Annotated in this window: 21 protein-coding genes; 10 read left to right on the top strand and 11 right to left on the bottom strand. The window is 66.3% G+C overall.

Going from position 1 to position 22373, the window contains the following annotated elements:
* Window positions 1–11: 11 nt before the first annotated feature.
* Window positions 12–716 carry a hypothetical protein gene (locus tag AB0K82_RS06595; RefSeq protein ID WP_364393529.1) on the bottom strand — a complete coding sequence of 235 codons (705 nt, stop codon included), beginning with the start codon at window positions 714–716 and terminating at the stop codon, window positions 12–14.
* 183 nt (window positions 717–899) lie between these two features.
* Here AB0K82_RS06595 and AB0K82_RS06590 point away from each other — a divergent pair, with 183 nt between their 5' ends.
* Together AB0K82_RS06590 and AB0K82_RS06585 are read left to right on the top strand one after the other, a co-directional pair.
* The gene (locus AB0K82_RS06590; protein WP_364393527.1) at window positions 900–1352 is read left to right on the top strand and encodes a pilus assembly protein TadG-related protein; all 453 of its coding nucleotides are present in this window, start codon (window positions 900–902) and stop codon (window positions 1350–1352) included.
* Complete coding sequence (locus AB0K82_RS06585; RefSeq protein ID WP_364393524.1) at window positions 1349–4390, top strand: BTAD domain-containing putative transcriptional regulator; 3042 nt, start codon at window positions 1349–1351, stop codon at window positions 4388–4390. The genes AB0K82_RS06590 and AB0K82_RS06585 overlap by 4 nt, the downstream gene beginning before the upstream one ends.
* Before the next feature lie 475 nt (window positions 4391–4865).
* On the opposite strand, the gene AB0K82_RS06580 is transcribed toward AB0K82_RS06585, so the two are convergent.
* The 3 genes from AB0K82_RS06580 to AB0K82_RS06570 form a co-directional block, all read right to left on the bottom strand.
* On the bottom strand, window positions 4866–5003 hold the full coding sequence (locus AB0K82_RS06580; protein ID WP_364393521.1) for a DUF397 domain-containing protein: 138 nt from the start codon (window positions 5001–5003) through the stop codon (window positions 4866–4868).
* Between the two features lie 4 nt (window positions 5004–5007).
* A complete protein-coding gene (locus AB0K82_RS06575) occupies window positions 5008–5886 on the bottom strand; it encodes a helix-turn-helix transcriptional regulator (protein WP_364393519.1) in 879 nt (292 codons plus the stop codon).
* 95 nt (window positions 5887–5981) lie between these two features.
* The gene (locus AB0K82_RS06570; RefSeq protein WP_364393517.1) at window positions 5982–6401 is read right to left on the bottom strand and encodes a hypothetical protein; all 420 of its coding nucleotides are present in this window, start codon (window positions 6399–6401) and stop codon (window positions 5982–5984) included.
* Between the two features lie 200 nt (window positions 6402–6601).
* On the opposite strand from AB0K82_RS06570, the gene AB0K82_RS06565 reads away from it, so the two are divergent.
* Both AB0K82_RS06565 and AB0K82_RS06560 read left to right on the top strand, forming a co-directional pair.
* Entirely contained in the window at window positions 6602–7543 is a 942-nt protein-coding gene (locus tag AB0K82_RS06565) for a hypothetical protein (RefSeq protein ID WP_364393515.1), read from the top strand.
* Window positions 7544–8035: 492 nt separating this feature from the next.
* Window positions 8036–8269, top strand: a complete 234-nt coding sequence (locus AB0K82_RS06560; protein WP_364393512.1) for a hypothetical protein — start codon at window positions 8036–8038, stop codon at window positions 8267–8269.
* A gap of 410 nt (window positions 8270–8679) precedes the next feature.
* Here AB0K82_RS06560 and AB0K82_RS06555 read toward each other — a convergent pair whose 3' ends face one another.
* The 7 genes from AB0K82_RS06555 to AB0K82_RS06525 all read right to left on the bottom strand — a co-directional run bounded on the left by AB0K82_RS06555 (window position 8680) and on the right by AB0K82_RS06525 (window position 13964).
* Window positions 8680–8979 carry a hypothetical protein gene (locus tag AB0K82_RS06555; RefSeq protein ID WP_364393510.1) on the bottom strand — a complete coding sequence of 100 codons (300 nt, stop codon included), beginning with the start codon at window positions 8977–8979 and terminating at the stop codon, window positions 8680–8682.
* Window positions 8976–9431 carry an ATP-binding protein gene (locus AB0K82_RS06550; protein ID WP_364393507.1) on the bottom strand — a complete coding sequence of 152 codons (456 nt, stop codon included), beginning with the start codon at window positions 9429–9431 and terminating at the stop codon, window positions 8976–8978. Before AB0K82_RS06550 ends, AB0K82_RS06555 begins: the two co-directional genes overlap by 4 nt.
* A 611-nt stretch (window positions 9432–10042) precedes the next feature.
* Window positions 10043–10579 carry an NUDIX hydrolase gene (locus AB0K82_RS06545; protein ID WP_364393505.1) on the bottom strand — a complete coding sequence of 179 codons (537 nt, stop codon included), beginning with the start codon at window positions 10577–10579 and terminating at the stop codon, window positions 10043–10045.
* The gene (locus tag AB0K82_RS06540) at window positions 10576–10905 is read right to left on the bottom strand and encodes a hypothetical protein (RefSeq protein ID WP_364393502.1); all 330 of its coding nucleotides are present in this window, start codon (window positions 10903–10905) and stop codon (window positions 10576–10578) included. Before AB0K82_RS06540 ends, AB0K82_RS06545 begins: the two co-directional genes overlap by 4 nt.
* 376 nt (window positions 10906–11281) lie before the next feature.
* A complete protein-coding gene (locus AB0K82_RS06535) occupies window positions 11282–11656 on the bottom strand; it encodes a hypothetical protein (RefSeq protein ID WP_364393500.1) in 375 nt (124 codons plus the stop codon).
* Between the two features lie 156 nt (window positions 11657–11812).
* Complete coding sequence (locus AB0K82_RS06530; RefSeq protein WP_364393497.1) at window positions 11813–12172, bottom strand: hypothetical protein; 360 nt, start codon at window positions 12170–12172, stop codon at window positions 11813–11815.
* A complete protein-coding gene (locus AB0K82_RS06525) occupies window positions 12159–13964 on the bottom strand; it encodes a hypothetical protein (protein WP_364393495.1) in 1806 nt (601 codons plus the stop codon). The genes AB0K82_RS06530 and AB0K82_RS06525 overlap by 14 nt, the downstream gene beginning before the upstream one ends.
* Window positions 13965–14697: 733 nt before the next feature.
* On the opposite strand from AB0K82_RS06525, the gene AB0K82_RS06520 reads away from it, so the two are divergent.
* The 6 genes from AB0K82_RS06520 to AB0K82_RS06495 all read left to right on the top strand — a co-directional run bounded on the left by AB0K82_RS06520 (window position 14698) and on the right by AB0K82_RS06495 (window position 22336).
* The gene (locus tag AB0K82_RS06520) at window positions 14698–16272 is read left to right on the top strand and encodes an N-6 DNA methylase (protein WP_364393492.1); all 1575 of its coding nucleotides are present in this window, start codon (window positions 14698–14700) and stop codon (window positions 16270–16272) included.
* Window positions 16265–17563, top strand: coding sequence for a hypothetical protein (locus AB0K82_RS06515; protein ID WP_364393491.1), 1299 nt, complete (start codon window positions 16265–16267; stop codon window positions 17561–17563). Before AB0K82_RS06520 ends, AB0K82_RS06515 begins: the two co-directional genes overlap by 8 nt.
* Window positions 17463–20540: an HsdR family type I site-specific deoxyribonuclease gene (locus AB0K82_RS06510; protein WP_364393490.1), complete on the top strand. Its 3078-nt coding sequence runs from the start codon at window positions 17463–17465 to the stop codon at window positions 20538–20540. Before AB0K82_RS06515 ends, AB0K82_RS06510 begins: the two co-directional genes overlap by 101 nt.
* A 237-nt stretch (window positions 20541–20777) precedes the next feature.
* Window positions 20778–21047, top strand: a complete 270-nt coding sequence (locus AB0K82_RS06505; protein WP_364393489.1) for a non-canonical purine NTP pyrophosphatase — start codon at window positions 20778–20780, stop codon at window positions 21045–21047.
* Window positions 21048–21266: 219 nt separating this feature from the next.
* Window positions 21267–21482, top strand: a complete 216-nt coding sequence (locus AB0K82_RS06500) for a hypothetical protein (protein ID WP_364393487.1) — start codon at window positions 21267–21269, stop codon at window positions 21480–21482.
* 11 nt (window positions 21483–21493) lie between these two features.
* Entirely contained in the window at window positions 21494–22336 is an 843-nt protein-coding gene (locus AB0K82_RS06495) for a sugar nucleotide-binding protein (protein ID WP_364393485.1), read from the top strand.
* Window positions 22337–22373 lie beyond the last annotated feature (37 nt).

Below are 22373 nucleotides of genomic sequence, written 5' to 3'. Positions count from 1 at the left end.
TGGATTTGAGGTCACAGACCGATCGGCAGGGTCTCGATCCAGCAGTCGGTGACTTCGGGCGCGAGCTGAGCGCGGGCGTTTTCGGCGTCTTCCCTGGTCAGGAAGACTCCCGAACCAGCGATGTCTGGCCCGTCGCGAAGGTCGATGCAGGTCATGAGGACGTGCACGGTCCGGAAGCGGTCCCGCCGCTGGTCGGCGGGATGTTTGAGCGCTTGGATGAGGTCCTGGACAGAGGCTTCATTGAAGCCGGGGTTCGCTCCGTGGAGGGATTGGTTGGGCCAGCGGGGGTCGTAGGATCCCGCGTTGTTGAAGAAGCTGCGTCGGGTGGGTCCGAGAACGCCTTCTTGCCAGCCGACGGCCATGCTGACGACGTATCCGGTGGTGTTCTGGCTGTCGAGCAGGAAGACCCGGACGTCGGGGGCGTCGTCGACGCCGACCAGCGGTTCTTTGATTTTCGAGGCTTCGTCGTCGGTGGCGCGGCGGATGGTCAGGCCGCGGAAATCTGTCTCGATCTTGAGAGCGTCGACCGGCTTGAACAGGATGTCGATCGTGGTCTCGTGATGTCGACCGAGGCCGTCGTCGCCTTCCACGCTGCGCAGGAGCAGTTGGCTGTGGCTGGCGGAGTAGGCCTCCGCGAAGAAGCGGCGGTCGCTGCGGAAGAGCTCGGCGCCTGGCTCCATCTGGTGGTCGCGATTCAGCCATGTCCTGTCGGTCATGGGAATGAGAATCTCGATGCGGCAGGGGATGGGCCAATCGTGGCTTGGCTGCGTCCTACGGGCCTCGTCTTCGAGCAGCTCGGCATTGACGCAGCGAACGTTGCGCCTGAGCTGTCCACCTGCACTGATGACCGCCCAGGGATCTCGCATGAACCCGCGACACTGACGGCTCGGTGACCGGTCATGCCCATCATCCGGCCACAGGCCCGGGCAGGAGAGCGCTCGAGACGCGAGCGGGGCGCGCTGAGCATCTTCACGGTGATCATCACGATGGTCGTCATCGTGTTCTTCGGCGCGATCGTGGACTTCAGTCAGAAGCTGGAAGCCCGCCACGACGCGAACGTCACCGCCGAAGAAGCCGCCCGCGCCGGCGCTGGCCAGGTCGACCGCGACCGCGCCTACGCCCACGGATCCTTCCGTGTGGATCGCGAGGGCGCGATCCACACGGCCCAGGAGTATCTGCGTGCCGGCGGCTACCACGGGTCGGCCACCCCGGTCGGAGCCCATCGGATCCGCGTCCGGGTCACGGTCACCCGGCCGGCGATCTTCCTGCCCGTGATCGGGATTACGAGTCTGCACGCCGACGCCACGGCCGATGCCGACCTGGCTACCGGCATCAAGGGGGAGAACCGATGAGACACCAGCCAGGGCGGTCACGAACCGCCGAGATCAGGCGCGGTCTGGGCGCACTCATCGTGCTGCTGCTCCTGCTGGCCGGGTTCCCTGCCGCCCTGACAGTGGTCGCCGGGTCCCCTATTCCGCATGGCGTGCCGAGTTGGGCGCAGATCACCGCGACGTTGACCCAGCCCGACACCGGCAACACGCTCTTCCTGGCCGTGGTGAAGGTGATCGGATGGATCGCCTGGATCCTGTTCGCGATAGCGACGCTCGCCGAGACGGTCGCCTACCTACGCGGGTGCCCGGCCCGGCGACTGCCACGGCCGATCCGGCCGATGCAGCATCTGGCCCGCGACCTGGTCGCCACGGTCGCCCTCCTGATCAGCACCGGCGCTCCGCTCGCGAATTCCACCACCGCATCCCTTACGCACGAGACCGTCGCCGCTGCCGACGAACGGCCCACGGACGTACGGGCCGCGAACACCATGACGCCCTCGGCCGTCTTCGACGGTCGCGTTCGGCTGGCCGCGCATGAGGCACCGACGACGGAGGCGCGCCCGTGGAAGACGCGCGTCATCACCCGCGGCGACTCGTTGTGGGCGATCGCCCGGCACGAGTACGGCTCCGGCATCAAGTACCTGCGGATCTTCAACGCCAGCAAGCACCTCACCCAACCCCACGGCCTGCCGAACCTGACCGACCCGGACCGGATCTACCCCGGACAGCACCTGAAGATCCCCACCACCGGCAACGGCGGCGCCACCCACCCGGCCCGGCACCGAACCCCCGGCCACGCCCACGACTCCACGCCACCCCCCGCGGCATCGCCATCTCAGACCGGACGGCCATCCGCTGCCGCCCCAGCGAACCCGACCCCGAATCCCACGACAGCCCGGTCCAGCGCCACCGCGTCACCACCGGCCGCCTCCTCGGCTACCCCAGCAGCGTCCCCGACGGCAACGACACCGCCCCCGACCGGCCAACCGGGCACGGCGTCCCAGCCCGCCACCGGGCATGCGCCAGCGACGCCCACACCGGCCCCACCCGCCGCGCCGGCACGATCCGCCCACCCTCGACCGGAACCGACTCCGAGCGAACCAGCACACCCCCAGGACCAGGCACATGGGGCACCGGTTGCGGTGCGGCTGCCCTCAGGCGCGTACGTCGGCCTGGGACTGGCCGGGGCGATCAGCCTCGCGCTGGCCGCCACCCGCCTGCACCGCCGCCGACGCCGCCCCCACCTCGACGAATGGCCCGACCCCACCGGAACCGACCCGGCCCCGCCACCACCCGCACCGGTCGCCCGCGCCCGCAAAACCCACCTGGACACCCTCACCCACCACAGCCGGCCCATCCCGTCCGACGCCGACCTCCTCACCCAGGACGCCACCACCCCGCCCCCAGGCCAGCTCACCATCGGAACCCGCGACGGCCGGGACCTCACCATCACCCTGGGCGGGCTCAACCTTGCCCTGACCGGCCCCGGAAACCTGGATGCGGCCCGGGCGATCATGACCGAACTGCTCGCCAAGTCCCGCCGCTACCGCGTCGAACTCCTCATCCCCGAACCCGACGCGACAGCACTGCTCGCCGGAACCGGCATCGACGCCGCCGACCTGGCCAGCGCGGTCCCCGGGCTCGTCATCACCGCATCCCTCGCCGCCGCCATCACCCACCTGGAAGCTGAAATCATCCACCGGGCCCGGCTGATGGAAACCACCGACCAACCCGACGTTGCCGCCCTCCGACAAGCCGACCCCGGCGAACCTCTGCCCGCCGTCATCCTCATCGCCACCGCCCCCGCCGCCGGTGACACGCTGCAGGCCATCCTCCAACTCGGACGGCCCTACGACGTCGGCGGCCTCCTGCTCGGAGACTGGGGCCCCGGCACCACTCTCACCCTCGCCACCGACGGCACCAGCACCCGCGCCACCGGACCCGACGCCGGCACCTGGAGCGGCGCCCGGCTGTTCCACCTGCCCGCCGCCGACGCCGGGCCCATGCTGCAGGTCATCCGTACGGCCAACGGAGCCCCCGAACCCCAGACCCCCGGCCCGCCCGCCACTCCGCTCCCGCCCAAGGCACGACCCGACACCACGTCGCCCGCTGAGCCCTCACCCCGGCCTGCCCCCACCCGACCGCCATCCACGGCCACGCCGCATCAGGAGACCGCAACGGCCGACAGCGCGCCCTCCCGGCCGGTCCAGCTACACCTGCTCGGAGCCGTACGACTGGACGCAGGCGGCGAGACGGTCGCCACCGGGCTACGGCGCATCGCCCGCGACCTACTCGCCTACCTCGCCCTCCACCCCGACGGCATCACCCGCGACCAAGGCATCGACGCCCTCATGCCCGGCCGCGACCCCGACACCGGAACCACCATGCTCCACACCGGGATCAACAACGTCCGCAAAACCCTGCGCGCCGCCACCGGCCTGCGCCAGCCGATGTTCATCAACCACACTGCCGGCCGCTACCACCTCGACCCGACCCTCATCGACGTCGACCTATGGCACCTGCAGACCGTTCTGCACCAAGCCCAGCACGCCACCAGCGACGCCGAGCGCGTCACAGCCCTCCAGCAGATCCCGGACCTGTACACCGGAGAACTCGCCGACGACCTGACCTATGAATGGGCCGAAACCGAACGCGAACGCCTCCGCCGCCACGCAACCGACGCCCTGGCCCACCTCGCCCGCCTCCTCCAAGACCACCACCCTGAGCGCGCCCTGGCCGTCCTCGAGCAGGCCATCGACCACGACCGCTACGCAGAACCCCTCTACCAGGACCTCATGCGCCTGCAAGCACAGCTCGGCCGCCTGGACGCCGTACGGCGCACCTATCAGCTGTTGACCAACCGCCTCGCCGACCTCGACGTCGAACCTGACGAGGAAACCGACCGCCTGCGTCTGAAGCTGCTCCGCCCCACGACCGAACCCACGAGAAGAAGGCCGCCGCCCAGAGACCCCCGGCCGTCCGGGCAAGGCAGACCGGGCCAATCGCCCAATGCAGCAGGCGCCCCCGTCCTTCGCCTTCATTCCCCAGATCGATCATGAATAGCACCAGGACCACTCACTCCGGCCCAGTGAACGACGAGTGACGACATGCCCCATTCTGGGAAAATGCCACGCGGTCCCGGACGCCTTGACTGAGCCCTGGAGGAGGTAAAGGGAGATGACCACCACGAACAGCACGACCGACTGGCGGACGAGCAGCTACAGCGGAAGGTGGGACGCTGATTGCGTGCAGGTCGCCGTGCTGCTCGTCGCCAGCTGATCCGCAGGAGCGCGGCCCCCACAGTGGATCGTTTCTCGGGGCGGATCACACCAGGCCGCATCGTGTCCTCGGCGGGTATGACGACAAGTCGCCCGTAACCCCAACCAGCGCGTCCGCGAGAAGGGGGGCACGCCGGCCGGGGAAAGCCCGGGCACGCCTGGCTGCTCGTCGCTGGCCACAGTGAGGCCAGTGAAGTGATCAATGGGCTGCTGCATAGAGCTTCCCAGACTCAGGCGCCTTGAAAGTCCCTCGCTATCAGCCGGCGTTCGTGGCGTTCTCGGCAGCTCGAGGCGCTTCAGCGGGCGTGATGGAGGTAACTTCCACGCAAGCCCCCTGCCCGTTGCTGCGGCTGCTCTTCCGCCACAGCGCGCCCAAAAGATCCGTTGCGTTCACTGCTCTAGAGGTCCCTTGCTGCTTGAATGATCATGTTCTTGGAGGCCGTCTCGTCGAGCGCGGACCCCCAGATCCTCTCGAACGCCGAGCTGTAGCGCTCGATCTCGTTCGGTTTCTCCAGGTATAGCGCCCCGGTGAACCCCTCCACATACACGGTTGGCGGCTCGGTCTCCCGTCCATCGCCGTTGACGGGGAACCGGAGGATGTTGAACGGGCCGGACATCAGCCCATGGTGTAGACCCGCGTTAAAAGGCACGATCCGCACCGACACGTTGGAGCGGTCTGCGGCGGCTGCCAAGCGGTGAAGCTGATCGGCCATGACTTCCCGCCCGCCGACCGGGCGGCGCAGGACGGCCTCGTTCAAAGCTACTTCTACCTGCGGTGCTGCGGTCACTCGCGTAAGGAGTGCTTGCCGTTCGATCCGGACGTGCACCCGCCTTTCGATCTCGGCATCGTCGACGCCGGGATTGTCTGCTGCGATCACCGTACGTGCGTAAGCCTCGGTCTGGAGGAGTCCCGGCACGAGCTCGGACTCGTACATGGATAGGCGTGATGCCGCCTCCTCCAGACCAACGTAGACCTCCAGCCACTCGGGGATGACATCGCCGTACGCGTGCCACCAGCCGCGGGCCTTCGTCTCTTTTGCCAGCCCCATCAGCCCTTCGGTGACGTCCGCAGGCGCACCGTAGATCTTGCACATCGCCTCCACGTCGAGGCTGCGCAGCGAGGTCTGGCCCGTTTCGATGCGCCAGATCTTTGCCTCGGACCACTCCAGCTTGGTGGCCGCCGCCTTCACGGTCAGCCGGGCCCGGTTGCGCATTTCGCGCAGGTACCGACCGAGCTGTCTGCGCGGCACGGTCGACCCTGTCGTCCCGTCCGGCATCACTCACCGCCTTCCTGCATTGCGGGGGAGTCTTTCACTCGATATGAAAGCATCAGCTCCCACGCTTCGCAATGAAATTGCTTTTCCGGACCATGCTAGCCGAATCTTCTATCTGAAGTCTTGCATGCAGAACCCTCGGGGTGCTTGACTCCCTGTTGCCTGAGCAGGCCGGTTCGGTAGCGAACAAAATCCTCCGAGTATGCACCCGCAGGGAGGGAGGTGGCGAGCGGATGAGGCCGATAGTCAACGACCGAAATCAAGCCAGCGTTAGGCCTTTGACGCGGTTTGCCGCTGCTGCTCGCCACGTCGGCGCACCCAGCCATGACCTGGAGTGCATCTCGGCCACAGGCCCGGTCGCTGCCGCTTTGGACGCCTCTGATCAGCTTTTCATCGATATGCCCGATAATGATTCGCAGAGAAGCGGAAAGATCTTTGCGATAGATCCGAATAAGCGCGTGTGGAACAGTGCCGCGCTTGCGGTTGGGCTCCGGCCAGCGGCCGATGAATTCTTCCATCAGCCTCGCCGTCCAGGGACCTATCCCCGTAGTCCCGGATGGCCTTCCCCGGCGTCATGCGCCCAAGCCCCCCTGGGCCTCGCCGGGATTGGGCGGCAGATCAATCCGGCCGAGCCGCTCAGGGTCCGTGCTGTCCCAGCCTTCGTGGCCCTCGGGGCAGCACGGACCCCCTTCCCTCACCATCTCGTTCAGGCGGTGCCATGATGACGACCCTGCCAGGGACGCCGATGATGAGCCCCTCCGCATTGATCATCACCGGCGGCTGCCCCGTATGGCCCCTTCCTCACACCCGCTCATGCGCCGAGGCAGCGCGCTCGATCGTCCGTACTGCCCTCGCCGATCTGGTGCCCGACCGGCTCGACGACTGTCTCGTCATGGCCAGCGAATACGCCACCAACGCCTGGCTCCATGGCCTTGGCGGCCGAGAGTTCGACAACACTCACGCGCCTGTCGTGGGACGGTCCGAACTCGCGATCTATCGGCGCGGCCCCGAGGACAGCGCCGAACTGGTCGTGACGGTGTTCGATCCCCGCTCCGACCTTGATGCGGTCGCTGGAGCGGTCTCGGTGCCCGTTCTGGATCAGTTGCCGGACAAGCCGCTGAACGAGTCGCTGCCTGCCGATGTCCTCGATCAACTACTGGGTGACCTGCCGGATAATCCGCTGCCCGAGTCACCGCCTGCTGCCGTCGGTGAACTGCCGCCGCAATGGTGGTCTGGTCAACGGGGCCTTGATACCGTCCGGGCGCTTTCGGGTGGCCGGTACGGCTTCTACCGGACGCGATCTCGGCTGGGGCAGTATCGCGTCTCCGGGAAGGTCGCCTGGTTCACGGTCCCCATCTCCGCGACCTCGCTTGCCGCCAAGCCGCCGGCCGTCCGTCTCAGCCCGGCCGAGGCCGTACGCGCTCTCCGCGACCAGCTGACCGCCCGCGGCCTGGGCGGCATGTACCACAACGACCTGCACGACCGGTCCGTGCTGTCGCTTCGGCATCTGACCATCTGGTGCGGTGGAGAGAACTTCAGCTGGAAGAACGGCGACCGGGAAGCGGTGCGGATTCCTTACTTCGATCTCGCTGACGCCGTTGAGGCAATCGTCCGTATCAGCGAGGATCACGAATACCTCACGCTCGGGGCCCGGTCATGACGGCCTCGCCGACGCCCATGTTCGAGTGGCACGTCCGTTACCTTCGGGCCCGCGCCGTCCGCCGGGAGGAACTCCGCGGCCTTGCCCGCGAGGAGAACGAAGCGATCCAGTACGTCCAGGACTTCCTCATCGAGGCCCCACCCGGTACGGGCCCAGCCGGACGGATCTCCCGCGTCCGTTCGGGTCTGGACGGCTATGAACGGCTTGGCCTTGTCGCCTACGCCACCCGTGACGACGCGAGCGGCTTGATCATCTGGACACCCGTTCGCCGCCGCGCCGGTGGTGCTGGGAAACGCCCCGCCGTCGGCGCGGCTACCCACCGGTCCTTCTCTGCCCCGGCGGGTCCCTGGTGCTGCTGTCAAGCGTGTGCTCGACGTTGCCGGCTTCACACCTTTGGAGGCCGACCCCGAATGGTTGGTGCTGATGGGTGAGCGTTTCGAAGCCCGGTTATAGCCGATTGGTCATTCCCCTTTTCGCTCAGGAGAGATGCCCATGCCTTTGCCCATGTTGGCGGTGTTGCTTCTCGGTGCGGTCGCCTTTCTCACCGCAGCCCGGATGGTGTGGATCCGAAAGAAGGTCCGTGAGGTCCGCGTGCTTCTCCTGGACGTCTACGGATGCTCCGACGATGAGGAGACCCGGCGAATCCTGCGTCTTGAAGCGCTCTATCTGGCCCCGCTGCTCGGCCGGATCGTCCGCCTGAACAATCTCGACGTCAGCCGATTCTAGATGGCGGAGGAGAAAAGCCGCGCTGCCGGCCCCAGAGGGAGCACCATCACCGGATCGGTCGTCAGCTCAAGCCTGCAGGCCCACACCATCAACGGGAACGTGATGTTCGCGTCCCCGCGGATGCCCGCACCGGCTCAGCTACCGCCCGCCGGCCACGTCCACGCGCGCATCCAATCGCTTGGAGCCGAAGCGTGAGTAGTAGCCGCATCACCGCCTACCTCCTGGTCACCGACACCGCCGGCCGCTGGATGCTCGTGCACAACCCGAGCAGCCCAACCGGCTGGCGGCTACCAGGCAGGACGCTTGGAGACGATGAGTCACTGACGACGGCCGCCGTGACCGCCGCCGAGCAGACTGACCTGCTCCTGACCGTGAGCGTGCTCAGTGGACGCCACAGCCGAGGCAAGCCCTTACCGGTGGTCGTTGCGGTGGTTACGGGCGGCGTCCTCGTGCGCTGTGCGTACGGCTTCGGGGAAGCGCTCACGGAGCAGGTCCAGGTCGCTGGCACCCACGATGACCAAAGAGCCGTAGATGCCCCACCAGTGACGGCCGTCGAAGAAGAACCCGAACGCCGGGATCTCACGGCGCAGCCGCGCCAGCTCCGACTCCTCGTCCTGCCCGGTCGGCCGGTGGTCAGCAGGGAGTTCCGCGTCCTGCTGGTCGTCGGGTGGTTGACCGGCCGAATGAGGGCCGAAGGGAGCCGCGCTCACCGGCCGGTCCCGACGACGGCGGGGTCGGTCTCCAGTCGGGCCCACACGACGCGAGTGCCGTCCAGGTGCTGGTAGGTGCCGAACAGGCACGCCAGCACCCCGACCCCGTACAGGCCGAGTCGGCCCTCGGGTAGTTTGCGGCGTCTCGAGACGGCGGTAGCCGGGTCGATGGTGGGCAGGACGGGTTCGCCGTCTCCGCCGGCGTCGGTGAGCTGGACCTGGACGCGGTGGCGCCACCGCAGCACCTCGACGGTGAACACCCCACCCGCGTCGCCCGAGCGTGAGTACTTGACCGCGTTCGTGGCCAGTTCGCCGACCACCCAGGCCGCGTCATCGGCCGCGGAGGAGTCGGCGAGCAGGTAGCGGGTGAACTGGCGGGCGGCGCTGACCTGCTCCGGGGTTCCGGTGAACGTGCGCCGCCAGCACAGCACACCGTATCGGCGAGGCGTCACCCGGCCGCTGAGCGGAAGCCACCTCCGCGATACGGCCTGGGAGGAAGGGGGCGAACATTCACCGAATCGGCTGGCGCGGGTTTCTCCGGCGCCGTTCGTCGGCGACTCGGGATCCGGATCTGGAGTCGCTGAAGAGGTAACGGCCATTATTGATTGCTTCTTTCGCTGACGACGGTTGGCGTGGTGCACGTCACTGATCCTTTGGCTATGACGCGTGAATAGACCGTCGCTCCAAAGCCGGGAAATAGCCAGTCGCACTTACTTCTGCATGAAACAGCGAGAAGTGCCTGGTGGTAGTTGCAGGCCGGCGGATAAGGTCCCGAGGTGTTCGAGATGCCGGAGGTATCCGCGCGTAACACCATGGAACAAGAGGCAAAGCCCGGAGCGGTGTGGCCGGCCGTATCAGCCAGGTCGTGAACGAGTGGGAGACGCAGCTACACAGAGATGCGGGTGAATTGATGCTCGCATTGCTGCGTTACGTAGCGGACGCTGCCGTCGTAACCGATGGCAAGCTCGGCCGCACCCGCCGGAAATCCTCATCCACGGACATCGGCCAGCCTCCCAGGGCACTGGCCAATCATTTGCAGTGGACGGCCGGTTTCATTTGGAGCTCAAGCGATCGGGCGGCCGTTTTCCAGCGAGGCGGCCGTGCCTGCGGCGAGCGCGTCCAGGCACGCGGCGATCCGGCGAGCGAGCAGCGCGCTGGTCAGCTCAGGCACGCGGTGGGGCTCGACGAACGCGTAGGAGGCGAGTTCATCGGCCTGAAGCCGGATTCGCGTGATTTCCTCGTCTGGCAGCACGCCACCGTCGTAGATGAGCATCAGCCCCTCGGGAAGTTCCGGCCGCGATGGGACCCAGTCGACCGCCAGGACTCGCCCGACCGGCCGGTCCAGGCCGAGTTCCTCGAGCACTTCGCGGCGGCATGCCGCTGTCGGAGACTCCTCACGCTCGACGGCGCCGCCCGGCACCTCCCAGGTCGGCTTGTACGTCGGCTCCACCAGCAGCACTCGCCCGGTCCCGTCCAGGAACAACGCACCAGCACCCATCCGCTTGCGCGCCAGGGACGCCAGATACTGATCCGGCGGCAACATCCCTGAACTGCCAGAACTCATCTTCGGGGTGGGGGCGGGGTGGTCAGGGCAGCTCATCGCGGTGCCTCCTTGTCGATGTCGTACGGAGCCGTGAGCTGCCAGGACAGGGTGTCGCTGCCGGATCCAGCGCTGGCTTGCTGCTTGCCGCTCGGCCGAAACTCCAGCCGGTAGGTGTCGGGTTCGCCGGCGGCCCGCCACCGGGCGGCGGTGTCCTGGATCTCGCCCCAGATGTCCCGTGGTCCCCCGGCGGTGACCACCCAGCCGTCCGTGCCGTCAGGGCGGGCCGTCACCCAGGATCCACAGTCGGGCGCGCTGATGACCAGGTCCTCGGCGCTGAAGCGGCGCACCAGGCCGGGATGGCGATGGTTGAGGGCAAGCCACATGCCTCGTGCCTCCTCCGGCGGTGGTCCCTGGCGGCTGCGCACCGTGGCGCCGCGGGCGCCAATTGCGATTCATGAGCCCGTCAGCCAAGAAGGTCGTCCTCCTGACCTCTGCCAGCTCGAACTCCTCCCGCATGCGCGCCAGATCACTGGCGTCCGGCGGGCCCTGGGAGACCTCGCCTGCCGCTGGAACCCCGTCGGTCGTCACGGCGACGACGGTACTGACAGCAGCACCACTTCGCATGCGTAACCGCCGAGATGAGACGGGCCAGCGCTCAATTTGCGCCGATCACTGCCTGCGGCGGGGTTGCCGAACGCTAGCGGTAGCCGCTGCGGCTGTGCGGTACGCGTCGACGGCTCCGGTGTTCTGGCTTGATCGTCAATTCGCTGCGGGAGGGGCCCAGTAATATGCGGCGAATCGTTGATCGACGGTGGTCGGGTAGTCCTCGAGTTCGTAATCGTGCGGACCCTCATGGCCGTCGAACAGTGTGCACGGCTGATCCTCGTCTTCTGGCATTACAGTGGGGCAGAACGGCAGGACCGTTACCTCGATGCCAGCATCGGTCCACCGAACCCAGTGATCGTCCTCGCCGCCGCTTTGACCCAGGGCGTGGTGAGGGCCGGAGTGACCTTCGACCAGGGAGCACCAGCCGACTGCGTTGATTTCATTAGCGCCGTACGGGATTCGGCGCAGCTGATCCAGCAGGGTGAGCGGGAACCGCAGGCCATGCGGGCATCGCATCTGATCTGGCATGAGCCCTATCTTCGCAACGATGGACCCCTCAGTGCAGCGAAACTGAACGGACAATCTGGTGCATGCCTCGCGCCTTGTCAATGTTCGGACTCGCGTACACGGCCGGTTGCCGATCTAGGTCCCGCAGGCGGGCCGCGATCAGACGGGCCCTGGTGATCATTGGGGCGGGTGCTCGCTTCGGTAGTTCATCAGGAGGAGGTCGGCACCTGAGGCGATCAGCCCAACTGATGTTTTCGTTTGCGCAATTTCTTCGAGTACCGGCACCGCTGCGTCGGCGTCACCGAGGCTGAGAAGGTACGCTGCTGCAGCGTAACGGACCTCGATTAGTTTATAGTCAAGCATCGACGCGAGAATCTCGTGTGCGTTCCCTGACTCGGCCCACCGTTCGACTATTACGTCTGCGGCATCGGTATGAGCATTGGCCCCCTCGGCCGTACCAGAACGGCTTTCAGCCCAGAACGCGATCGCGTGTGCGCGGAATGCAATGCGATCATCGTTTGTTTCAGGCTTCGCCATCACTTCGGACTCTCCTCCAGGCTGCATCGATGGCCTTGCGGCCGTATTGGTTTTGATGCTCCCATGTCTTGCCGGTGAGGGAGTCGCGGACGGTCGTCTTGGTTCCGAACTGGCGGGTCGAGTAGTGGCGGCTGACCTCGGTGTGTACGTCGGCGGGCAGGTACACCAGGTTGTCGGTGGTGTTGATGCGGACGACGCTGAAGCCGCTGCGTTCGGGTCTGGCCTGGTTCTGCTCCACGATGTGGTGAAGTTCCTTGCCCGGCCGGACACCAAGGTCCTTGCCGGCGGCATCGAAGGACGGGTACGACCGGACCTCACCGAGTTCGTCGGCGACGGTACGCCACGATGGTTCCTTGCTCGCGTCCTCGGGGCTGCGATGTTCCTCGATCTGCTGCCACGCTTGATCGATGGTCTTGCGGCCGTACTCGTGCTGTTGCTCCCATGTCTTGCCGGTGAGGGAGTCGCGGACGGTCGTCTTGGTTCCGAACTGGCGGGTCGAGTAGTGGCGGCTGACCTCGGTGTGTACGTCGGCGGGCAGGTACACCAGGTTGTCGGTGGTGTTGATGCGGACGACGCTGAAGCCGCTGCGTTCGGGTCTGGCCTGGTTCTGCTCCACGATGTGGTGAAGTTCCTTGCCCGGCCGGACACCAAGGTCCTTGCCGACGGCATCGAAGGACGGGTACGACCGGACCTCACCGACTTCCTCAGCGACGGTACGCCACCTGCGGCCTGACTCGGTGGATGAGGTTTCAGCCGCCTCGCGTTGCCGGGGCAGTTCGCCTTTGGCTTTCAACTCCGCATGACCGGCTTCGCCCAACTCGGCGAACGCCGGTACGTCCGCCTCGGCGGGGCCGGGGGCCACTTCGCCTGCGGGCCTTGCGTTCTCTGCTGGCGCGGTAGGTGTCTGTCCGCGGTGGCCTTCATCGGCTCGGCCGTCGCGAGGGGAAACCAGCGAGTGATCGAAGGCGTCCCTGGCGGCCGTGTCGCCACCGACGACACCGTCATCAACCGTCTGGGCACCGCCGGCCGGTCCGCCAGTCTGGTCGTCTCGGAACTGGGCGTCGGCGCGAACGTCTTGGTCAACGGCCGTTTCGACTGCTGCCACGCCGGTGGCCGCCGCTGGGCTGTCCTGCCGGACAGCACGGTCGCGCAGCGATTCTTCGCGCTCGCTCAGGACCGGGGTGGTGCCTTCGGCCCAAGCCTGGTCGGCTGCAAGGGGGCGGTCGTCGGCACTCGGTTGTTCGGTTGGCGTGGCTGCGGATGCCTCGTTTACCCCGGTGTCGTCATCGCGGGCTGGTGTGTGACGATCGGCGGCGTGAGGCATGGCCGTCGCGGGCGACTCGCGATCGAAGGTCGTGAGGTCGGCCGGTGATGGTGTGGGGGTGCCGGGGTTCTGGTCGGTGACGTTGCCTTCGCCTGTGCCTGTTCCTGCCTCATCGCGCAGCGGCGTTCCGTCATCCTTCCCCCAGGAGCCTGGTTCCGTCTCCGCGGCAGCGGACCGGTCCGCCTTCGACGCGCCAGCGGACTTCTCCTCGGTCTCGGCGCTGCCTGCAGCGGGTTTTTCGCGCGTCTCAGCGGACGGTGCCGCTGCGTCGTGCTTGCCGGTATCGGTCTTATCGGCCTGCTGCCGGGCAGCCTCATTAGCGGCTGCTGCGGCGGCCCGGCTATCGGCCCGTGAAATCCCCTTCGGTTCGGTGCCCGGCTGATCGCGAGGAAGACGGCGATCGGAGGCAGGCTGTTCCTGGCCCTTGTCGGCGTCATCGTCGGCGCCATGCACACGGTCAACGGCCATATACCGCACCTGCTCGCGACCGGACAGAAAAGACCGCTCCCGGCACAGCCGAACCGCAGGACCGGGCGACCGTCGAGCGCGCGGGGATCCGAGCGGCAGGTCTCACGATGGCGGGGATTACCTGAGCCGATACGCCACCGGCCGGCTCAACCCACACTCGACACCCCCGCCGTTCGTATCTGCCACCTGCGCTTTCCGCGCGAGCGGCAGGAGCAACTCAACCAGAGGGGAAACCCTTTTTGTCAAACACCCCATAAGTAGACAAAAGGGCCAATCGTTGGGTTCAGGTGTGGGCGGGAAACCTTCTCGTGTTCGTGGAGGGAGGCGTAGCGCGGCAGCGTCTCACGGGAAGACGCACTTCCGGCCGCGTGTCCGGTTCCGGGGCGGGTCGTGGAGCCGGGGCTGGGCAGGGTCCCGGGCGGCACTGCCACCGTGGCGCATGCCCGGCCGAGGAGTTCGGCAGCGTAACTCAGGTGGAGTCTGCTGGGAGCGGAAGGGGGCCAACGAGCTGGAGTTGGTCCCTATTTCGTGGTCCGGGAGGGATATCGTAATTCGTCACCCGGGAGGGATATCGTTGATGAGTCGCCCGCCCAGAGAATACGACGCCCCGAGTGTGTTCACCCGGCAAGACACGCTCGGCATGTACCGGCCGAGCACGCCCGAAAGGGCCTGACCAGCGAGAACACTACGGCCTTCGGGTCGCCCCCCTTTGACTAGAAGGACCCCCCGACTGATGGCAGTGACCCAGCAGGAGATCGAGAACCGGTTGTGGGATGCCGCCGATGAGTTGCGCGTGGCGATGCCCGAAGCGCAATACTCCTCCGTTGTCTTCCCGCTGATGTTCTGGAAGTACCTGTCGGATACCTGGGAGCACCAGCACCAGGAGTTCCTGGTCGACAACGAGGGCCTGGACGGCCTCTCTGCTGAGGAAGCCCACGAGATCGAGTACCGCGACTACCAGTCGTTCGAGATCCCGTTCATCCACCCCGGCACTGTCCGGGAGTGTCGCGCCTCCTGGTCGTCCATCCTCGCCACCATCACCCAGCCCGGCCTCGGCCAGCGGGTCCGCGCCTCCCTGCAGGCCATCGAGACGGCCAACCCTGACAAGTTCTCCCGCCTGTTCGGGTCCATGACCTGGACCTCCGAAGAGGTGCTGTCTGCGGAGGTGTTGGCGGCGGTCATGCAGGCGATGGACCGCACCCCGAAGATGCACGAGGGCAACATGTCCCACGACGTTCTCGGTGGGGCGTATGAGTACCTGCTGAAGCGGTTCTCCGACGGGTCCGGCACCCGCGCCGGTCAGTTCTTCACCCCGCGCGAGGTCGTCGAGCTGATCGTCGAGGTCCTGGACCCCAAGAGCTACGAGTCGGTGTACGACCCGACATGTGGGTCGGGCGGCATGCTCATCGCCTCCGCGAACCTCTTGAAGGCCCACGGCGGGCGTGGCTACACGCTCCGACTGTTCGGGCAGGAGGCCGTACCGGACACGGCGGGTGTGGCCCGCATGAACCTCTTCATGCACAACCTCACCCAGTTCCAGGTCGAGGTCGGCGACACCCTGAAGGACCCGCGCTTCAAGAAGCCGGACGGGTCGGTCGCGCAGTTCGATGTGATCGTCGCCAACCCGCCCTACAGCCTGAAGTGGAAGCCTTGGAGGAACGACCCGCGCGCCCTCGGCGGGGTCGCCCCGCAGTCGTCGGCGGACTGGGCGTTCGTGCAGCACATGATCGCCAGCATGGGTCCGAAGAAGGGCCGCGCCGGCGTCGTTCTGCCCCATGGCGTCCTCTTCCGCGGCGGGCAGGAAGCGGCCATCCGCCAGCGCGTCCTGGACGACGACCTGCTCGAAGCGGTCATCGGGCTGCCCGCCAACCTCTTCTACAGCACCAGCATCCCCACGGCGATCCTCGTGTTCCGCGCGCCCGGCACCAAGGCCCCCGAGCGGCAGGGCGGCGTGCTGTTCATCGACGCTTCCAAGCGGTTCGCCAAGGCGAAGAATCGCAACGTCCTCACCGACGCCGACATCGCCGACGTCGTGACCGCCTACCACTCGAAATTCGACGCCGACAACAACCCGGTGGACCCCGACGGAGACGGCGGACTCGCGGCGCGATTCGTCCCCACCGTGGAGATCGTGGCGAACGGGTATGACCTCAATATTGGCCGTTACATCAAGCAGTCCGCCGCCGAGCAGGAAGACCTTGGCACTCTCATCGAGGCGTACAACCTCGCCAGGGTAGAGCGTCAGCGAGCTGAGAAGCACATGCTCGCAGTGCTGGCGGAGGCCGGGATCGAGGGCTTCGATGAGTGACGGCTATCCGCTTCGCCCGCTCGGGGAGGTGATGTGCCTTGACATCCAGCGCATACCGATGTTGTCTGCAACCACGTACCGTCTGGCCGGGGTCTTGAACGCAGGGCAGGGGCTTGTAGCTAAAGGCGAATTCGACGGCGGAGACACAGAGTACACGGCCATGAACGTGCTGCGTGTCGACCAGGTCGTGATGCGAAAGCTGACCGCGTGGGAAGGCCCGATCACCGTAGTACCCGCCGAGTTCGACGGATTCGTCGTCAGCAATGAGTTCCCGACATTCACGCTTGGTCCAGAACTGGTGCCCGACTGGATGAGGCACGTCTGCCGCTCACCGCGACTTTGGGCAGAAATGAAGAACCGAGTGAGCGGGACAGTTCAACGGCGCAAGCGCCTCAACCCAGAGCAACTCTTGCAGATCCAACTCCCGATCCCACCCCGCGAGGTACAAGCGAGGGTCGTCGAGATACTCGACGCAGTTGACCACCAGATCAGCGCACTCGACGAAGAGACCGAGGCGCTGGAGCGCATGTCGATGACCCTTGCCGGAGACTTGCTCTCCAACGAACCAATCGTGGCGCTCGGAATGATGCTCGATGATATTCAAGGCGGCAGGAGTCCCCAGGCAAATAAGAAGCCCCCAGGCAATGACGACCTTGGCGTGTTGAAGGTCAGCGCGGTCACACCGTTCAGGTTCCTCCCGGAAGAGGCCAAGACGCTTCTACCTGGCACGTCCATGCCAGAGTCCGCGCTTGTTCGGCCTGGAGACGTTCTCATCACGCGGGCGAACACACCTTTGCGAGTAGGTGTCGTCGCGCGAGTCCCTGCCGATGTTCGGAGCGGCCTCTACCTCTCTGACAAGACTCTACGGCTCATGCCGTCGTCAGGGCTGGACCCGGACTTCCTCGTAGTAGTAATGGCGCTGAAGTCGGCCCGGACCCACCTCACGAGTTCGGCTACAGGCACCAGCGCCTCAATGTTCAATGTCAGCCAGGATCGCATCCGTGAGACACCGATCCCGCTTCCCGATCTGGACCGCCAGCGGGAGATCTCCTCCACCGTGCTGTCCGTTCGCGCGAACGCCGATGCGGTACGTGCTGAGGCCGCCCGCCTTCGGGATGCACGCTCTGGCCTGCTTGAGGGTTTGCTGGACCGCACCATCGGCATCGCCCCCCGAGTTGGAGATGTGAGTAGTGGCGAAAGGCATTCGAGAGCGCGAGTTCCAGAACCTGATGATCCAGTGGTCCCTCCCGATGGGCTGGAGCTACACAGCGGGCAGGTCGCTCCCACGTGAGACGACGCAGACGGTGGTCGCTGGCCCGCTACGGGACGCCATCGTCCGGCTCAATCCTGGGGTGATCGACGGGTTCGACGTGGACGCGGTGGTCGAGGAGATCGCCGCCACGGTCAACGCCGTCGAAGGCGGGCTGGTGCGGGCAAACGAGCAGGTGCTGCACCTGCTGCGCGGGCGTAAGGAGTTCCGGGACGCCGACGGCGTGTGGCACGCCCTGAAGGTCATCGACTTCGAGCACCCGAACGCCAACACGCTGGTCGTGTCCGACGAGGTGACCATCACCATCCCCGGGAAGACCCCCCGTCGGTTCGACCTCGTGTACTGGGTCAACGGCCTGCCCCTGGTGGTGGTCGAGGTGAAGTCACCGACCGCGAAGTCCGCGTGGGCGGATGCCGCCCGTGAGATCAACGACGTGTACGCCACCGAGTACCCGTGGTTTTTCACCCCCAACGTCTTCGCCGTCGCCTCCGACGGGCTGAAGCTGCGGTTTGGTGCCGCCGGCGCGCCCACGAACCTGTGGCAGCCGTTCCGGTCCACCGCGGACGATGAGAACCTGTCCGGGCAGGCCGACGTGCAGCGCTCCGTCGAGCTGCTGCTCAACCCGGCCACGATCCTGGACGTGCTCGCCAACTTCGCCCTGTTCGACACCTCCGGGGGTGGGGTGGACAAGAAGTACCTGCCCCGTTACCCGCAGATGGAGGCCGCGCACCTGATTCACGAGCGGGTCCTGGAGGGCGGGTCGAAGGGTCTGATCTGGCACCACCAGGGGTCGGGGAAGACGCTGTTGATGGTGTTCGCCGCCTCGCTGCTGCTGGCCGACACCCGTACCGAGTCGCCCACGATCATCCTGCTGTCGGACCGAACCCAGCTCGTCCGGCAGACCTCCGGGGTGTTCACCTCCGCGATGGGGGACGCCTACTTCCACCAGCCCGCCACCAGCCAGGCGTTGCGTTCCCTGCTGGCCGACGATGTGCGCGGCGTCATCTCCACGACCGTCCACAAGTTCGCCGACGCCGGCAAGAACCTGTCGACCCGGAGCAACATCATCGTGCTGGTCGACGAAGCACACCGCACCCAGTCCGCCCGGTCGAAATCCCTGGCCGGGCAAATGCGCGCAGCGTTGCCGCACGCGAAGTTCTTCGGCATGACCGGCACACCTGTCAGGAACCTCGCCACCGACACCTTCGCCCTCTTCGGCGAGGAAACCGACCCGGGCAGAGTGCTGCACCGATACTCGGTGTCCCGCTCCCTGCGGGACGAAGCGACCGTCCCGGTCCTGCTGAACCCGCACCCGGTCGACTTCGAGATAAACGACCAGGCGTTGCAGGCCGAGTTCGACCAGTTCGCCGACGACTTCGACCTCGACGACCCCGACCGTGAGACCCTGTCCCGCAAGTTCGGGCGCCTCACCTCGGTGTTCACCAACCCCGACCGCATCCACGAGGTCTGCCAGCACATCGTGGACCACTACCTGGCCGGCGCCTACCGCAACGGCCTCAAGGCCCAGGTCGTCGCCTACAACCGTGAGCTGGCCGTGGCGTACACGGACAAGATCAACGAGTTGCTGGCCGGCTTTGAGGTGTCACGGGTGCTCGCCGAGGTCGGCAAGCATGACCGGATCACCGCCGAGGTGAACATCTCCGTCTCCGACTCCAAGGACGAAGACCCCGCCATGCGGGCGTTCCGGCTCTCGGAGGCCGAGGAGGAGGAGCAGAAGCGGCGGTTCCTCACCCCGGACGACCCGCTGTGCTTTCTTGTGGTGACCGCGAAGCTGATGACTGGGTTCGATGCCCCCAACGAGGGCGTCCTGTACCTGGACAAGCCGCTGAAGGCCCACACCTTGTTCCAGGCGATCACCCGCCCGAACCGTACCTGGGTGTCCCCGACCGGGTTCGTGAAGACCTCCGGCGTGATCGTGGACTACATCGGCCTGGCCGAAGAGGTTCAGCGAGCTGTCGTCGACCCCACCTCCCCGGGGGCCGGCAAGGGCGGAGGGTTCGTCACCGACCTGACCGAGTTGGTCGCCGAGTTCCGCACCACCTTCGCCCGCATCGAAGACCTTTTCGTAGACGTGGACGGCCTGGACCTCACGGTCAACGGATACGAGTCCGTGCGAGCCATTAACGCCTTCCTGGACGCCAGCCCTGGCGCCGCCGATGCGTTCAGCAAGGACTACCGGCTCCTGGCCCGCCTGTACCCGCTCATCAACACCGACAAGCGGGTGGCCAAGTACCAGGACGGCCTCGGGCTGTTCGGGTCCGTGTACACGACTCTGTTCAAGAAGTCCTCCGACGAGGAGAGGAAGGAACGGCTGGCCGAGCTGGGGCCGATGGTCCTGGAGATCATCAATGCCCACGTCCACTCCTTCTCCGTGGTCGCCTCCCAGGAGGAAGCCCTCGTCCTGGACGCCCAGGGCATCGCCGTCCTCAAGGAGCTGCTGGCCCTCGTCCGCCCCAAGCCCGACAAGGACGACGGCGAGGACAAGACGCCGCCGTCCGCGGCGGAGATCCTGGACCACATCAAGGCCGCCCTCGAAAAGGGCGTCGAACCGGGGTCCGCGAAGTACACCGCCCTCGCGGAGCGGATCAAGCAGCTGCGGGACCGGATCATCCAGAACGCCCAGGACGCCCTGGACTTCCTATCCGAAGCACTCCGGGTCGCCCGCGCCATCGTGAACGCCGAGAAGCACCCCGACGAAGCCGTCGTCGTGCTGGACGACGACCACGTGGGTGTCCTATCGCGAATCATCCACGACCACGCACCGCCCGGCCTCACAATCACGGAAAGGAACCTGGCCGAAGAGATCGACCAGGTAGTCACCCGCACCCTCGCCCAGTCATGGGACAACGCCGACGCCCGCAACCGAGGCGTCCGTCGCGCCACCGCCGCGGTCTTCCGCCGATACAGGCTGAAGCCGGTGGGCGAGCCGTACGACTCCACCGTCGCCTACATCGAAGCCCACTACCTCGTGGACTGACGAATGCGCGGCAGCCGGTGAGGAGGAGGGCGCCAGAAACGGCGCCCCTACCCGAGCCCTCCGGTGCTGTCGATCGCTGGGCGCACAAGCCGATCCCGTCGGAGAAGTCCCGCCAGTATTGTTAAGGCACTCAAATAAGCTCTCGACCAACTGACCAAGTGATGTGTATAACCAAGCCAATTCGGGCCTTGGCTCGGATGCCGGTCGAACGTACCGTCAGCTGATAGCGTCCTCACGATGGCCGCAGGCGTGAGCAACCGCCGCGCCGCCGCAACCACGGCGATCGGATACGCGGACGAGACGGGCGTTCAGGTCGTCACCAAAACCGTGAATGGAACGTTGACCACCGAGCTACGCGGCACCAACGGCTTCGGCTACGACCCCATATTCGTCCCCCATGGCCACCATCGGACTTACGCCGAGATGTCAAGTGAAGAGAAGAACGCGGTCTCACATCGCCGACTAGCTGTCGATGAGCTACGAAAAGCTTTGAACGTCTTCAACTGATCGATCTATGGCCCGAACAGAGGCTACGGCCCTCGTCCTCCAGGTGTTGTGCATCAGCTAGTTCCTCAGGGTCTCCGACTGCTCCCTCGACCGGCTGTGCGCAGCCTAACCAGCGAAGGCATCGTGATACACGCCGCCTTACTCGACCAAGGCGTACGCAACCGTGATTGGCGTTGCCGTCGCGACCTAACCAGTCCGCAACACCTTAGGGATCACCTCATGGACCTGCTGCCCCATGGAGCATCACTGGGCGAGATCCAGGACTACGTCACGGAGATGGAGGCCGAGCGCGGTCTGGATCGCCTCGCCATCGAATCTCAATGCCTCAAGCTCGGTGAGGAGGTCGGCGAGCTGTTCCGCGCAGTGCTCATAGCCAACGACGGTCCCGCAGATCCGCATGGGGTTCGGCCGATGAGCGTGGCGGGCCGGCTGTAGCGTGAGCGGTTATGACAGTCCTCGTCGTCGGTGGTAGCGGATTCCTCGGCAGCGAGGTCGTCCGGCAGTTACTGGCTACGGGGCGCCCGGTGGCCGCGACATACCTGAGGCGACCGGCCGACGTGGCCGGCGCAGCGTGGCACGCCCTGGATATCCGTGACCGTCAGCAGGTCGCTTGCCTGGTGAGTTCGGTCAAGCCGGACTTGGTGATCAATGCTGCTTTTCAGCAGGCCGACTGGGCGAGCACCGCCGACGGCGCCGCGCACGTTGCCATCGCTGCCGCTTCGGTGGCCGCGCGGCTGGTTCATGTCTCCAGCGACGCGGTGTTCTCCGGCAGTGCGATCCGCTATGACGAGACGTCGGTGCCTGACCCGACCACGCCCTATGGCGCTGCCAAGGCTGCGGCCGAGACCGCGGTCAAGGCCATCAGCCCGACCGCGGTAACCGCCCGTACCTCGTTAATCATCGGTGACGGCGGCTCTTTTCACGAACGCCACGTACATGCTCTGGCCACAGGACAATGCACCGGCGTGCTGTTCACCGACGACGTGCGCTGCCCCGTCCACGTCGCCGACCTGGCCGCAGCACTTCTCGAACTTGCCTCATCCGACCACGCTGGCATCTGCCACATCGCCGGAACCGATGCGGTGAGCCGCCACGAACTCGCAACTCTGATCGCCCGCCGGGACGGTCTCGACGCCGCCGCATTGCCGTCCGGACGACGAGCCGACACCGACCTGCCCGGGCCGGCCGACATACGCCTCGACTGCACGATCACCCAGCAACGCCTACGCACCAGACTGCGGGGCGCCCGCGAGTTCCTCAACCGCCACACCGGTAGCAGGGGCGAATAAGAATCAGAATCTACGTTTCGGCATTCCTCAACAAGTG

The organism is Actinoallomurus sp. NPDC052274, assembly GCF_040679475.1.
GTDB classification, from domain to species: domain Bacteria; phylum Actinomycetota; class Actinomycetes; order Streptosporangiales; family Streptosporangiaceae; genus Actinoallomurus; species Actinoallomurus liliacearum.
The sequence above is the reverse complement of the archived record's forward strand: the minus strand, read 5'-3'. Positions and strand labels throughout refer to the sequence as shown.